This is a genomic window from Halobaculum sp. EA56 (assembly GCF_051195075.1).
In the GTDB taxonomy this organism is placed as follows: Archaea; Halobacteriota; Halobacteria; order Halobacteriales; family Haloferacaceae; genus Halobaculum.
Window position 1 is genome coordinate 260,599 of sequence record NZ_JBNTJX010000005.1, and the last position, 13,446, is coordinate 274,044.

A 13,446-nucleotide genomic window follows, 5' to 3' on the forward strand; every position below is an offset into this window, starting at 1 on the left:
CCATGACGGACACACCCACCACGCCCGAGGAGTTCGAGGCAGTCAAGCGACGCCACGGCGCTCGCGCGGCGCTGTACGCCGTCGTCGCGGGGGCGTTCTGCTACCCCGAGACGGATCGCTTCGCCGAACTCACCGCCGCGGACGCCGTCGAGAGCCTGCGGGAGGCGGCCGAGCGGCTCGGCGTCGGCGACGCGGCCGCGGACCTCGCGGCCGCGCTGACGGACCCCGAACTGGACGCCGAGACCCTCGCCGACGGGTACGACGCGCTGTTCGGCCTGCCGGGCGACGACGGCGAGTACCCGGTCGTCCCGTACGAGGCGGCCTACACCGTCCGCGACGACTTGAGCGCCAAGCAGCGCCGGATCGCGACCGTCTCCGGGCTGCTGGAGGCGTTCGACCTCGACCGCGCCGACGGCTTCCACGAGCGCCACGACCACGTCGCCGTCGAGCTGGAGGTCATGCAGGTGCTCGCGGCGCGCCGGGCCGTCGCCGAGGCGGACCCCGACGCCGGCGGGGAGGCGCGCTCGCTCGAACTGGCGGAGGCGACCGTGCTGGAGACGCACCTGGCGGACTTCCTACCCGGCCTCGCCCACGACCTCGGCGCCGCCGTCGAGGAGGGGGACGTGTCCCGGGCGGCCGCCGACGTGTACGTCGCCGCCGCGGACCTGGCGGGCGAGCTGGTCGAGCGGGACCGGGCGCGCCATCCCGACCCGCCCGAGGCCGACGCCGCGAATGGGGGTGAGCCGGCGTGAGCGTCGGAGCCGGCGTCGCCGCCGCGAAACGGGCCGTGTCCGACCGCGTCGACACCTCCGCGGCGGTCGGCGCGACCGCGGTGACGGCCGTCGTCCTCGCGCTCCTCGTGTCGGCGCAGGCGGCCGTCGGCGCCGCCGTGACGAGCGGCAGCCAGCCCGTCGCGGCCGTCGAGGACGTGCCCGAACAGCCCGACGCGCTCGCGTGGGAGAACGCAACCGACCGGACGGTCCAGCTCAACCCCCAGCAGATGGCGGTTCCCTACGGGGGCGGGAGCGTCGGGGAGCTGACCGTCGAGACGGCCGCCAACGACACGCACGTGGCCTTCCGGCTGACGTGGGCGGACCCGACGGCCGACACGAACATCTCCGAGCCCGGCGCCTACAGCGACGCGGCGGCGATCATGCTGCGGCGCGGCGAGCAGCCGCCGATCATGATGGGCGGGGGCGACGCGCCCGTGAACATCTGGTACTGGCGGGCGAGCTGGCAGCACGGCGACGACCCCGTCGGCGGCGACATGTACGTGTACCCGCACCCGGACGCCGAGACCAAGCCCGGGCTCGCGGCCGGCAACCCCCTCTCGAAGGAGCAGTACGCCGACTACGGGCAGAACTACTACGCGAAGGGGTACGGCTCGCTGAGCTACGCGCCGACCCAGCCGGTGCACGCCTCCGGCCGCCGGGTCGACGGCGGCTGGCAGGTGGTGTTCGTCCGCGAGCGGACGACGAACGGCACCTACGACGCCGGCCTCTCGGGCGGCGAGCCGGTCCACCTCGCGTTCGCCGTCTGGAACGGCAGCGCCGACGAGGTGAACGGGAAGAAGTCGATCACGCTCCGGTTCAGCCGGCTCCGCGGCGACGAGCTGTCGGTGCCGTCCGACTCCTCCGGCGGCGCCGGCGGCTCCGGCTCCGGCGGCGGCGACGCCGCCGGCACCGGCGAGGGAACGGCGAGCGGCGACGACGACGGGCTCTGGGTGACCCGGAGCTTCGGCAACGGCGTGGTCGGGACGCTCGCCGTCGTCGTCGTCACGTACCTCGTCGCGTACCGCTCGATCAGACGGCGGTCCTGACACACCACACTACACCACACAACACATGCACACCGACGACTACGCGAACTGGAGCGCCCGGGAGCGGGCGCCCGCCGAGGACGAGCAGTCGCTCCGGGCGGGCCTGCGCGCCCCGGAGGCCGCGACCAGGCGCGACGCCGCGCTGGGGCTGGTCGACGCGGCCGCGGACGGCCTCGCCGGGGAGACGGTGTCGCGGCTCGCCGAGCGCGCCGAGCGCGACGACGACCCGGACGTGCGGCAGTTCGCCGTCGAGGCGCTCGGCGTCGCCGGCGCGGACGCGGCCGCGGTCGCGCCCGCCCTCGACGACGCGAACGAGTGGGTCCGCGCCGAGGCGGTGGTCGCGCTGGCGCGGGCGGCGCCGGAGGCGGCCGGCGAGCGCCTGCGGGCGGCGCTCGCGGACGACTCGGGCTTCGTCCGCCGCAACGCCGTCGTCGCGCTCGCGAAGACCGGCGCCGCGGACGCGGAGACGTTGCGCGAGCGGCTGAAGGAGGACCCCCACGCCGGCGTGCGCGAGTACGCCGCGAAGTACCTCGCGACGTTCCCCGGCGAGGAGACCGAGACGGTGACCGTCCTGGCGGCGGTGCTCGCGCGCGACCCCGAGGCGTTCGTCCGGGCGGGCGCGGCGACCGCGCTGGGCGAACTGGGAACCGACCGAGCCGTGGAGGCGCTGGAGTCGCAGGGCGTCACCGACCGCAGCGAGGACGTGGTCCGGGCCGCCAGACGCGCGCTGGCGACGGCCCGCGGGGAGGACCCGGAGGAGGTCGAGGTCCCGTCGTCCGCGCCCGGCGGCGGTCCGGACCGGACGGAGGAGACGCCCGGCGGACGCCCCGGGGGCGTCGGCGCCCCGGGCGGCCCGCCGACCGACTCCTCGCGCGACCCGCCCGAACCGTCGGGCGGCCTCGGCGGCGCGCCGACCGGCCCCCCGACGCGATCGGACGACCGCCACGACGGCGGGAACCGGAGGTGAATCCCACAACATGAGCGACTACCGACTCGACGCGACCGGCGGCGGATCGGGCGAAGAGAGACGCGAGGACGCGCCGGAGGGACGCGGCCAGTCGGCCGATCGTGAGTCCACGGACGAGTCCGGGAGCGAGGCCGGTGCCGCCGCCGGCGACGCGGCGCCCGGGGCGGGCGAACGGCTGGGGATCGAGGTCCCGGACGAACACGTCGCGGCGTTCGTCGCCGAGGCGTTCGAGGACCCCGAGCGCGACGTGACCTGGGAGGAGGTCGTCGAGGAGTTCGTCCCCGCGGGCGCCCGCGACGACTGGCGCGAGCTGTCGATGCGCGAGCGCGTCGTCGAGGTGCTGGCCGCGGCCGACGGCTACGACGCCCGCGCGGTCGACCTGCTCGACGGCGTGCCGCTCGACCGCGAGGAGGCGACCGACGCCGTCGAGGAGACGTTCGAGGAGGCGATGCGCCTGCGGCGAAACGCCGACACCTTCCGCTCGGGGATCGCCGACGCCCACGCCGCCGGACGGATCGACGACGACGGCCTCGTCGCGGCCGTCGAGGGGTACGGATACGAGACGGAGACCATCGCCGAGCGCGAGGACCTCGTCGAGGCGGTCGCCGAGCGCTACGGCCTCGGCTTCCGACCCTACGGCGGCACGCTGATGGACACCGACGACCCCGAGGACCGGGAAACCGGGGAGGTGTGGTGATGGCCGGCGATCCGGGCACGGCCGACGGCGCCGGCGACACCGCCGACCCCGGCGACGTCGCCCTCGTCGAGGGGGCGGCCGACGCCCTCGCGGACGTGTCGCTCCCGGACCGCGTCGGCGACGACCCGTTCACCGCGGGCGTCGTCAGCGACGTCCGCGCCGACGACGGGACGGTCACGCTCGCCGTGTCCCTCGGTCCGAGCCGGACGAGCGGGGACCTCGACCCCGCGGCCGCCGACGCCCTGGTCGAACGGCTCCGGGGCGCCGTCTTTGGGGTGGCGGGCGTCGAGGAGGTCCGGGTCGAGGAGACGGGACCGGGCGACGACGACCCCGACGACGCGGGTGCACACGACCGCGACAGCCACGACGGCCACGGCCGCGAAGGACACGACGAGGGACACGAACATCCCGCCCCCGCGGCCGACCGGACGCTCGACGGCGTCGACCACGTCGTCGCCGTCGCCAGCGCGAAGGGCGGCGTCGGCAAGACGACCGTCTCGGTCGCGCTCGCGCGCGGGCTGGCGGCCGCCGGCCTCGACGTCGGGCTGTTCGACGCCGACGTCTACGGGCCGAACGTCCCCGAACTGCTCGACGTCGAGGGTCCGGTGCGGGCGACCGACGACGGCGCCGCCGCGCCCGTCGGGCGCGCGGGGGTCGAGACGATGAGCGTCGGCCTGCTCGCGGACGGCGGCCCCGTCGCCTGGCGCGGCTCGATGGCCCACGAGGCGCTCTCGGAACTGCTGTTCGACACCGCGTGGGGCCACACCGTGGGGGACGGCGAGGCCGGCGAAAACGGCGCCGCCGCCGGCACCCTCGACGTGCTCGTGCTCGACGTCCCGCCGGGCACCGGCGACGTCCCCCTCACGGTCACCCAGTCGGTGCCCGTCGACGGGACGGTGCTGGTGACGACGCCGGCGGCGACGGCCCTCTCGGACACCGCGCGCTTCCGCGACCTGCTCGACGAGAACGGGGTGCCGACGCTGGGCGTCGTCCGCAACATGGACGGGTTCACGTGCCCGTCCTGCGGCGACACTCACGACCTGTTCGACGCGGACGCCGACCCCGCCGAGCGCCTCGACGCCCCGGTCCTCGCGAGCCTCCCGTTCGATGCGTCGCTCCGGGGACGGCTCGCCGTCGACGCCGACGGCGACGGCGGTACGGACGCGACGGGGAGGGGAGACGTTCCGGACCCGGCCCGGGACCTGGCGGGGGCCGTCCGCGACCGCCTCGCCCTCGGCGACGACGCCCCCGTCCCGGAGGCGGCCGTGGACGTACGCGGGATGCCCGGGCGGCCGCGCCGCGAACACGTTCGCGCCGAGGCGGCCGACACCGCGCCAGGGGAGCCGCTGTCGGTGGTCGACGCCGCGCCGCCGGATCCGCTTCTCGGACCCATCGCCGACGGGTTCGACTGCGCGGTCGAGCGGCTCGACCCGCGGGTGCGCCGCCACGACGCCGACCGCTGGTCGCTGACGGTCGAGCGCCCCCCGTCGGCGACCGACCCCGACGCCGATCCGACTGCGGCGAACGGTGACGGGACGACGCCGGACGACCGGGAGGCCGACCGCACCGAGGTGACCGGACCGTGAGCGCGCCCGACGCGGGGGGCCCGGTCGCGTCCGCCGACGGCGACTCCGCTCCCGACGCCGGCGACGCTCAGCACGTGCCCGACGACCCGCCCGGCGTGACCGTCCGCGACGGCGACGAGCGGGCGACCGTCGAGGGCCGCCGCCTGCTCGCGATGGACCGCGAGCGGGTCGAACGCGAGTACCTGTGTGCCAGCGGCGAGCGCTGGGGCGGCGTCTGGCGGGGCGTCCCCCTCGCCGCGGTGCTGGCGGCCGCGGGCGTCGACCTCGACGGCGACGCCACTCACCTCCGCGTCGCCGCCGCCGGCGAGTACGCCGTCTGCGTCCCCGTGACGACGGCGCTGGACGCCCACCTCGCCGTCGAGCGCGACGGGGGCCCGTTGCCCCCGGACCGCGGCCCGCGGTTCCTCGCGCGCGTCGACGCCGGGAAGACCGTGAAGGCCGTGCGGGACCTCGAACTCCTGCGGCTCGACCCGGGTGAGGACCCCGAGGACTACGAGGATCTGGGGTATTGAGCGGATTCGAAGCCGTCTCCCCGGTCTGTGGGTCTCGGTGGGTCCGCTCCCCGTGAACATGTTCGTGTCAATCCCCGCCCCCGCGGAACGCCGGACGGACTGAAACCCTTCACGGGAGTACTTCCGCCCGCATGAGAGTCACGAGACGGACGCTGGCGAAGGCGCTCGTCGCCGCCTTCGTGGTCAACCTCGTCGTGATGGGCGCCGGCGCGGCGCTGGCGTACGAGAAGGCGCCGCCAATGCCCGAGCGGATCGTCGGTCCCGACGGCGAGACCATCGCGACCGGCGACGACGTGCAGGCCGGCAAGGCGGTCTTCCAGCGGAACGGGCTGATGAACCACGGCTCGATCCTCGGCAACGGGGCGTACTTCGGCCCCGACTACACCGCCGACGCGCTGGACCTGAAAGTGCAGTACATGCGCGCGTACTACGCCGAGGAGCGCTACGGCGACGCCTACGGCGACCTTCCCGCCGAGAAGCAGGCCGCCGTCGACTCGCTGGTGAAGTCCGACCTCTCGGACGGCACGCCCGGCGACGGCGTCATCGAGTACTCCGCCGCCGAGGCGTACGCCCACGAGCAGGTCCGCGAGGAGTACGTCGAGCGCTACCACGAGGGCTCGGACGCACGGGGCGTCCCCGCGAACATGATCGACTCCGAGGAGGAGGCGCGGCGGTTCGCCGACTTCGCGCTGTGGACCGCGTGGTTCTCCCACACCGACCGCCCGGGCGCCGACCACAGCTACACGAACGACTGGCCGCCCGCGCCGGCCGCCGGGAACACGCCCGGCGCGTCTGCGATGACCTGGAGCGTGGTCGCCATGGTGTTGCTCGTCGCCGGCGCCGGCGTCGGCGTCTGGCTGTACACGTCGATCGACCTCCCCGAACCGTCGACCGAGGGCGTCGACGTGCCGCATCCCGACGACATCGACCTCCTCCCGAGCCAGTCGGCCGCGCTGTGGTTCGTCCCCGTCGCGGCGCTGTTGTTCCTCGCGCAGACGCTGCTCGGGGGACTGCTCGCCCACTACTACGTCGAGCGGCACGCGTTCTTCGGGCTGGAGACGCTGCCCGTACTCGGCGTCGACGTCCTCCAGGTGCTCCCGTTCGCGATGGCGAAGACGTGGCACATCGACCTGGGGATCCTCTGGATCGCCACCCTCTGGCTCGGGGCGGGGCTGTTCCTCCCGCCGCTGCTCACCGGCTACGAGCCGCGCAACCAGGCCCGGTACGTCAGGGGCCTGCTCGGCGCGCTCGTGGTCGTCGCCGTCGGCGGCCTCTCGGGCATCTGGCTCGGCGCGCACGGCTACATCGACGGCCAGCTCTGGTGGATCCTCGGTAACGAGGGGCTGGAGTACCTCGAAGTGGGGAAGTTCTGGCAGGCCGGCCTGCTCGTCGGGTTCCTCGCGTGGGCCGCGCTCGCGGCGCGCGGGCTGAAGCCCCTGCTGGATCGCGAGACGCCGTACGGCCTCGCGCACATGATCCTCTACGCCGGCGGCTCCATCGCCCTGCTGTTCTGCGCCGGGTTCCTGTTCACCCCGACGACGAACATCGCGGTCACGGAGTTCTGGCGCTGGTGGGTCGTCCACATGTGGGTCGAGGGCGCCTTCGAGTTCTTCATCGTCGCCGTCGTCGCGATGACGCTGGTGTCGATGAACCTCCTCCGGCGGCGCTCGGCCGAGAAGGCGGTCATGCTGGAGGCGCTGCTCGTGATGGGCACGGGCGTCATCGGGGTGAGCCACCACTACTGGTGGATCGGCATGCCCGACCTCTGGGTGCCCATCGGGAGCGTGTTCTCCACGCTGGAGCTGATCCCGCTGGTGTTCATCCTCTTCGAGGCGATCAACGAGTACCGCGCCCTCGCGGCGAGCAGCGAGTCGTTCCCCTACACGCTCCCGTTCATGTTCATCATCGCCTCGGGCGTGTGGAACTTCGTCGGGGCCGGCGTGCTCGGGTTCTTCATCAACCTCCCACTGATCAACTACTACGAGCACGGCACCTACCTCACGGTGGGGCACGCCCACGCCGCCATGTTCGGGGCGTTCGGGTTCCTCGCCATCGGCATGGCCACGTACGTCCTCCGGTTCACCGTCGCGAACTGGACGGGCCGGCGCCTCCGGTGGGCGTTCTGGCTGTGGAACGTCGGCCTCGCGCTGATGGTGTTCGTCTCCGTCCTCCCGGTCGGCTTCCTGCAGCTGGAGGCGTCGTTCACCGCCGGTTACGACGCCGCCCGGTCGCTGGCGTTCTACGAGCGGCCGCTCGTCCAGGCGCTGTTCTGGGCGCGCCTGCCGGGCGACACGATGATCATCGCCGGGACGGCGCTGTTCGCCTACGACGTGGCCGCGAAGCTGACCGCCCGCCGCGTCGTCGACGACCCCGACCGGGTGCCCACCGCCGGTCCCGTTCGGGCGTTCCTCGAGGACGACGACTGAGGGCGGGGGCGGCCTCCCCCGCCCGTCTCGGCGGCGAGCGGTCGCGGCTGAATGCCGCGCCTTTTTCGTTACACCGTCCCGTTGCGGCCGGTGTCTCCCACGGAGGACCGCCGCATGGACCCGAACGAACGCGCGTCGGAGCGGGACGCCGGGGACGCCGCCGCAGAGGGAGAGCCGTCTCCGGCCGGCGTCGTGGACGGGATCGAGACGTTCGACCACGCCTACTTCGGGCTCGTCATGTCCACCGGGATCGTCTCGATCGCGTTCCGCGAGCTCGGGATCGACGCGGTCGCGTGGCCGCTGGCGCTGCTCAACGTCGCCTGCTACGCCCTGCTCGTCGGCGTCCTCGCGGCCCGCGTCGGCCTCTTTCCCGGGCGGGTCCTCGCGGACCTCCGCGACAGGGACCGTCACTGGGGCGCGCTGACGTTCGTCGTCGGGACGAACACGGTCGGCGTGCAGCTGCTGACGTTCCTCGACGCGGCACGGACGGCGGCGGCGCTGTGGATCGCGATGGTCGTCGCGACCCCGCTGCTGTTGTACTATCTGTTCGGAACGGAGTTCGTCGGCGCCGCCAAGCCGGCGGTCAGCGAACGCATCGACGGGGCCTTCCTGCTGGTGATCGTCTGCATGCAGTCGCTCGCGATCCTCGGCGGGGAGCTCTCGGCAGCCGTCGGCGGGTATACCCACGAGGCCGTCCTGTTGAGCATGAGCTACTTCGGCGCGGGGTACGTCCTCTACTTCGTCGTCGTGACGATCGTGACGTACCGGCTCCTCGAGGGCGCGGTGCGTCCCGAGGACTGGACGGGGCCCTACTGGATCACGATGGGTGCGGCGGCGATCACGACGCTGGCGGGGGCGACGCTCGGCCCGCGGCTGGAGGCGGTTTCCGTCTGGGAACCGTACGCGCCGGTGATACTCGGAGTCACCTTCCTCGCGTGGGCGATCGCCTCGTGGTGGGTCCCGCTGCTGCTCGCGCTCGACGTGTGGGCGTTCCTGTCCGGCGGGACCGAGGGGAGGCCGCCGGCGTGGGTACTGCTCGTTCCCTGGTCCCGGCTGGCCTTCGGCCGTCGGCTGCACTCGTACGCGCCGACCGCGTGGGGCCGGGTGTTCCCGATGGGGATGTACACCGCCTGCACGGTGAACCTCGCGGGAATCGGGACGTTCAGCCTGCTCGCTGTCGTCCCCGCCTACTGGGGCTGGTTCGCGCTGTTCGTGTGGGCGCTCACGCTCGTCGGGTCGATCCGGGCGCTGTTCCGGGTGCTCCTCGCCGGGCGGTTCGCCGCCACGGGTCGTTCGGAGTCGGCGTAGCGGGGGGCGGCCGGGGGACCGTTTATCCACCGCCGGCCGAACCCGTTCGGCGACGTCCCCTCGTGCTGGCAACGGTTTCCCGTCGGTGAGAACCACGGACCCGGTTGATGGGCGTTCCGTCCCGATCACCGAACGCGAGGTGACCACGGATGCCCACTACTCGACGGACGACGCTGAAGGCGATGGGCGCGGGAGCCGGCGGCGCCGCCCTCGCAGGCTGTTCGGCGAACGCCCCGACCGACGCCGAGACCGAGACCGCGCGGCGGACGAGCGAACGAAGCGCCGGTAAGCCGACGGCCAGCCGCGTCGCCGCAGACCCGACCGACATCCCCGATCCGATCGACCGGGACACGTCGAAGACGGTGCGGGTCGACCTGACGGCGAAGGAGGTCCGCGCGGAGATCGAGGACGGCGTCGTCTTCGACTACATGACCTTCGAGGGGCAGATCCCCGGCCCGATGGTCCGCGTCCGCCAGGGGGACACCGTCGAGTTCACCCTGAAGAACGCGCCCGAGAACGCGATGCCGCACAACGTCGACTTCCACGCCGTGTACGGGACGGGCGGCGGCAACGTCGCCACGACCGCGGCGCCGGGGAAGGAGAACGGCATGCGCTTCGAGGCGCGCTACCCGGGCGCGTTCATCTACCACTGTGCCGTCCCGAACCTGGATTACCACATCTCGTCGGGGATGTTCGGGATGATCCTCGTCGAGCCGAAGGACGGGCTGCCCGAGGTGGACCGGGAGTTCTACTTCGGCCAGCACGAGGTGTACACGGACAAGCCCGCCGGCGAGCAGGGCCGACACAGCTTCGACATGGAGGCGATGAAGGCCGAGGAGCCGACGTACGTCCTGCTCAACGGGCAGAAGTACGCCATCACGCCCGACAACTTCGGCGCCGTCTCGGCGGAGACCGGCGAGACCGTCCGCGTGTTCATGGTCGACGGCGGGCCGAACCTCAACAGCAACTTCCACCCGATCGGCAACGTCTGGACGGAGGCGTACCGCGACGGCGGCCTCGCCGGTCGCCCCGAGCGCTACCTCCAGACGGTGAACGTCCCGCCGGGCAGCTGCATGGTCGGCACGCTCGACCTCCCCGTGCCCGAGCACGTCAAGCTCGTCGACCACGCCCTCTCGCGCGTCGCCCGCAAGGGGATGATGGGCGTGATCAGCGTCGAGGGCGAGGAGAAGCCCGGCGTGTTCGACCCGTCGCCGGACACCGCCGCCGGGAAGGACGAGGAGGGGCCGGTCTACTGACGCCGTCAGACGTCCCTCCGTGACGATATTCGCCACCGCGGGGTGGCGAAGTTCGTGAAGTGTCTACCTCCGACGGCGTGACCGGTTCCGCCGGCTCGCCGCCCATCCCCGCCGGGCGGCGGACCGACCCCAACCGATACCCCGTCCCGGATCGAACACCGGGGCATGGCAGACGTCGTCTGGGCCGTTCGACACGGCGAGCGGCGCGACAGCGTCGACCCGGAGTGGGAGTCGACCGCCGAGCGGCCCCACGACCCGCCGCTGACCGAACTCGGGCGCTGGGCGGCATGGCGGGTCGGCCGCCGCTTGGCCGACGCCGACGTCGGGTTCGACGCCGTGTACGCGTCGCCGTTCCTCCGGACCGTCGAGACGGCCGCGGAGATCTGCGACGAACTCGACCGCCGCTTCCGGCTGGAGCCGGGACTCGGCGAGCACCGCAACGCCGAGTGGTTCGACGCCGAGCCCGAGACGCTCCCGGTCGGGGAACTCGCCGACCGGTTCCCCCGGATCGACCCCGGACACGAGCCGTTGGCGACGCCGTCGTTCCCGGAGCGCCACCCCGAGGCGCTCGCGCGCGTCGGCGAGACCGCCCGGCGACTGGTCGGGGCGACGGAGGGGCCGCTGCTGCTCGTCGGTCACGGCCTCACTATCGGGGGCGTGGTGGACGGGCTCGCCGGCTCCGCAGACGGAGCCGACGCCCCCCTGTGCGGGCTCACGCGTCTCAGCAGGGGCGACGACGGCTGGCGGCTGGACTTCTCCGGGGACACCGCACACCTCGACGAGTAGCGCGTCCGCGCCGGTCGCGGACGACGCGCCGCCGCGCCCGACGGGCCGGACCGGCCGGCCGTCGCCTCACCTGTCGGCGACGCCCCCGCCGAGGAGCGCCGCGGGCGACCAGGGCGCGTGCTCGGTCACGACGCGCGCCAGGTTGTACGCGACGCCGAGCGCCGCGAGCGCGACCAGGGCCGAACCGGCGACCCCGACCACCGACGGAGCCCCGGCGGCGTCGGCCGCGAGCACGCCGACGCCCACCGCGAGCGCGGCGCCGTCGAGGGAGGCGACCCGCCGGTCGTACAGGTCGTCCACGTCGGGGACCGGCTCCAGGCCGAGGCGGTCGGCGTACCGCTCCAGCCACACGAGGAAGGGACCGACGTGGTACAGCGAGCCGACGACGAGGAACGCGACCGCGCCCCACAGGGCCGCCTCGGCGACGGCGCCGCCGAGCACCGCCGGCCGCGACAGCGGCGCCTCGACCCACCGCACCCCCGCGATGACGCCCCACGCGGGCAACGCGACGGCGACGGCGCGGTACCGCCGCGTCGCCGCCGAGGACTCGCCGCCGGTCCACAGCCGGTGGGCGACGACGCCGCCGGCGGCGACGGCGCACGCGGCGACTGCGACCCCGCCGGCGACGGCGACGCCCCCGGCGCCGACCAGCCGGCCGCCCGCGAGCAGGAGCACGCCCGCCGGGTGGGCCAGCGAGACGGCGCGGGCGACCCGGTCGGCCGCGCGGGAGTCCGGCGCGCCGGTCAGCATCGATGAGAGCTGGAACACGCCGCCGTAGCCGACCCCGAGCACGCCCCCGAGCGCCATCAGGGTCACGTGCGCGAGCGTCGCGCCCGCGAGGCCGACCCCGGCGACCGTCACGACGACGCCCGCCCGGCCCGCGCCGGCGGCGAGCCCGAGCAGGCTCCCGGCGGCGAGGCTCCAGGTCCCGGCCAGGAGCAGGCGCTCGGTCGCGTCCCACGGGCGGACGGCCGCGAGGGTGCGCGTCGTCGCGGCCGCCAGCGCCCACAGCCCCGTCGCCAGCGCCGTCCCGCCGGCGAGGAGCGCGGCGCTCGACCCGCCGAGCAGACCGCCGGCGACGCCGACGGTCCCGGCGGCGACGAGGGGTGCCGCCGCCAGCGCCGTCCGTTCGAGCCGCAGCGGCGTGTCCGACCAGACGGCGACGAACTTCGGGACGGCCGCCGCGATGGCCGTGCAGGCCACCCCCGCGAACAGCAGGTGGCTCGCGGCCGGCCCGGCCAACCCGCCCGCGAGACCGGCGCGGTCGGCGACGACGACGACGGCCCACGCGAGGAACAGCGTCGTCGCCAGCAGGGCGCCGCGGACCGTCGCCGCCGTCGACGGGCCCCGGCTCCCGCCGCCCGCGACGGCCGCGCCGCCGGGGAGGCTCACGGCTCGGTCACCCCCTCGGCGACGCCGTTCCCGCCCTCGGTCCCGTCCCCCGAGGGGAGGCGACCGGTCTCACGCAGCGTCTCCTCGGCCTCGGCGAGCCGCTCGTTCACCGACTCGCTCGCGTGGTAGGACGGCGAGACCCTGACCGCGACGTGGTCGAACTCGTGGGCGTCGGGGTCGGCGTTCCAGGCGCGGAACGCCGCCGTCGCGAGCGCGCCGCCCTGCGGGCAGAACCCGGTGGTCGGGGTGAACTCGACGCGCAGCAGGTCGCCGTCGCGGGCGTACCGGAACCCCGCGTCCGGGTGGTTCCGGTCGCGGTCGAGCTTCGTCAGCACGTAGCCGAACGTGGCGTCGCGGACGCCGCGCTCGCCGAACAGCTCGCGGGCGGTGTCGCGCACCGAGACGTGGTCCTCGCCGGTCAGAACCGTCGCGTCCCCGGCCGAGAGGAACGGCCCCGGGTCCGGGAGCGACTCGGGGACGAACGCTTCGGGGGGGTCGAAGCGGTCCCCGTCGCGGTCGTCGCTGAGACCGGTCGCGGTCGCGCCCGCGGCGACGTCGCCGCCGGCGTTCCGGTCGGCGCTCGGGTCGCGGGTGGTCCCCTCCGTCCCGGTGCCGTCGGGGCCGTCCAGGTCCTCCGGGTCGTCCGCGTCGTCGCCGCCGATCGGCAGGTCGAACATACCCGTACTACGGTCCCCGT

Annotated in this window: 12 protein-coding genes; 10 read left to right on the forward strand and 2 right to left on the reverse strand. The window is 74.4% G+C overall.

The features are described from left to right. Positions 1 to 2: 2 nt before the first annotated feature. The 10 genes from ACQUQ1_RS11005 to ACQUQ1_RS11050 all read left to right on the forward strand — a co-directional run bounded on the left by ACQUQ1_RS11005 (position 3) and on the right by ACQUQ1_RS11050 (position 11,357). Positions 3 to 752, forward strand: a complete 750-nt coding sequence (locus tag ACQUQ1_RS11005) for a TorD/DmsD family molecular chaperone (protein ID WP_435064344.1) — start codon at positions 3 to 5, stop codon at positions 750 to 752. After that, on the forward strand, positions 749 to 1,819 hold the full coding sequence (locus tag ACQUQ1_RS11010; protein WP_435064345.1) for an ethylbenzene dehydrogenase-related protein: 1,071 nt from the start codon (positions 749 to 751) through the stop codon (positions 1,817 to 1,819). The genes ACQUQ1_RS11005 and ACQUQ1_RS11010 overlap by 4 nt, the downstream gene beginning before the upstream one ends. A 25-nt stretch (positions 1,820 to 1,844) precedes the next feature. Beyond that, positions 1,845 to 2,786, forward strand: a complete 942-nt coding sequence (locus ACQUQ1_RS11015) for a HEAT repeat domain-containing protein (protein WP_435064346.1) — start codon at positions 1,845 to 1,847, stop codon at positions 2,784 to 2,786. A 10-nt stretch (positions 2,787 to 2,796) separates the two neighbouring features. Continuing rightward, complete coding sequence (locus tag ACQUQ1_RS11020; protein WP_435064347.1) at positions 2,797 to 3,483, forward strand: hypothetical protein; 687 nt, start codon at positions 2,797 to 2,799, stop codon at positions 3,481 to 3,483. Next, positions 3,483 to 5,069, forward strand: a complete 1,587-nt coding sequence (locus ACQUQ1_RS11025) for a P-loop NTPase (protein ID WP_435064348.1) — start codon at positions 3,483 to 3,485, stop codon at positions 5,067 to 5,069. The genes ACQUQ1_RS11020 and ACQUQ1_RS11025 overlap by 1 nt, the downstream gene beginning before the upstream one ends. Next, positions 5,066 to 5,581, forward strand: coding sequence for a molybdopterin-dependent oxidoreductase (locus tag ACQUQ1_RS11030; protein WP_435064349.1), 516 nt, complete (start codon positions 5,066 to 5,068; stop codon positions 5,579 to 5,581). The genes ACQUQ1_RS11025 and ACQUQ1_RS11030 overlap by 4 nt, the downstream gene beginning before the upstream one ends. 131 nt (positions 5,582 to 5,712) lie before the next feature. Beyond that, positions 5,713 to 8,007: a nitric-oxide reductase large subunit gene (locus ACQUQ1_RS11035; RefSeq protein WP_435064350.1), complete on the forward strand. Its 2,295-nt coding sequence runs from the start codon at positions 5,713 to 5,715 to the stop codon at positions 8,005 to 8,007. A 114-nt stretch (positions 8,008 to 8,121) separates the two neighbouring features. Next, positions 8,122 to 9,315, forward strand: a complete 1,194-nt coding sequence (locus ACQUQ1_RS11040) for a tellurite resistance/C4-dicarboxylate transporter family protein (RefSeq protein ID WP_435064351.1) — start codon at positions 8,122 to 8,124, stop codon at positions 9,313 to 9,315. 149 nt (positions 9,316 to 9,464) lie between these two features. After that, positions 9,465 to 10,571 (forward strand): copper-containing nitrite reductase, encoded by a 1,107-nt coding sequence (nirK, locus tag ACQUQ1_RS11045; RefSeq protein ID WP_435064352.1) that lies wholly within the window; start codon positions 9,465 to 9,467, stop codon positions 10,569 to 10,571. A gap of 165 nt (positions 10,572 to 10,736) precedes the next feature. Then, positions 10,737 to 11,357 carry a histidine phosphatase family protein gene (locus ACQUQ1_RS11050; RefSeq protein WP_435064353.1) on the forward strand — a complete coding sequence of 207 codons (621 nt, stop codon included), beginning with the start codon at positions 10,737 to 10,739 and terminating at the stop codon, positions 11,355 to 11,357. A gap of 66 nt (positions 11,358 to 11,423) precedes the next feature. Here ACQUQ1_RS11050 and ACQUQ1_RS11055 read toward each other — a convergent pair whose 3' ends face one another. Both ACQUQ1_RS11055 and ACQUQ1_RS11060 read right to left on the reverse strand, forming a co-directional pair. Beyond that, complete coding sequence (locus tag ACQUQ1_RS11055; protein WP_435064354.1) at positions 11,424 to 12,749, reverse strand: hypothetical protein; 1,326 nt, start codon at positions 12,747 to 12,749, stop codon at positions 11,424 to 11,426. Continuing rightward, the gene (locus ACQUQ1_RS11060) at positions 12,746 to 13,426 is read right to left on the reverse strand and encodes a hypothetical protein (RefSeq protein ID WP_435064355.1); all 681 of its coding nucleotides are present in this window, start codon (positions 13,424 to 13,426) and stop codon (positions 12,746 to 12,748) included. The genes ACQUQ1_RS11055 and ACQUQ1_RS11060 overlap by 4 nt, the downstream gene beginning before the upstream one ends. Positions 13,427 to 13,446: the final 20 nt, after the last annotated feature.

Excerpts from the sequence above, each read along its gene's own strand:
- nirK (WP_435064352.1), top strand. The coding sequence starts at position 9,465 with ATGCCCACTACTCGACGGACGACGCTGAAGGCGATGGGCGCGGGAGCC.
- ACQUQ1_RS11060 (WP_435064355.1), bottom strand. The coding sequence starts at position 13,426 with ATGTTCGACCTGCCGATCGGCGGCGACGACGCGGACGACCCGGAGGAC.
- ACQUQ1_RS11050 (WP_435064353.1), top strand. The coding sequence starts at position 10,737 with ATGGCAGACGTCGTCTGGGCCGTTCGACACGGCGAGCGGCGCGACAGC.
- ACQUQ1_RS11025 (WP_435064348.1), top strand. The coding sequence starts at position 3,483 with ATGGCCGGCGATCCGGGCACGGCCGACGGCGCCGGCGACACCGCCGAC.
- ACQUQ1_RS11020 (WP_435064347.1), top strand. The coding sequence starts at position 2,797 with ATGAGCGACTACCGACTCGACGCGACCGGCGGCGGATCGGGCGAAGAG.
- ACQUQ1_RS11015 (WP_435064346.1), top strand. The coding sequence starts at position 1,845 with ATGCACACCGACGACTACGCGAACTGGAGCGCCCGGGAGCGGGCGCCC.
- ACQUQ1_RS11035 (WP_435064350.1), top strand. The coding sequence starts at position 5,713 with ATGAGAGTCACGAGACGGACGCTGGCGAAGGCGCTCGTCGCCGCCTTC.
- ACQUQ1_RS11040 (WP_435064351.1), top strand. The coding sequence starts at position 8,122 with ATGGACCCGAACGAACGCGCGTCGGAGCGGGACGCCGGGGACGCCGCC.
- ACQUQ1_RS11005 (WP_435064344.1), top strand. The coding sequence starts at position 3 with ATGACGGACACACCCACCACGCCCGAGGAGTTCGAGGCAGTCAAGCGA.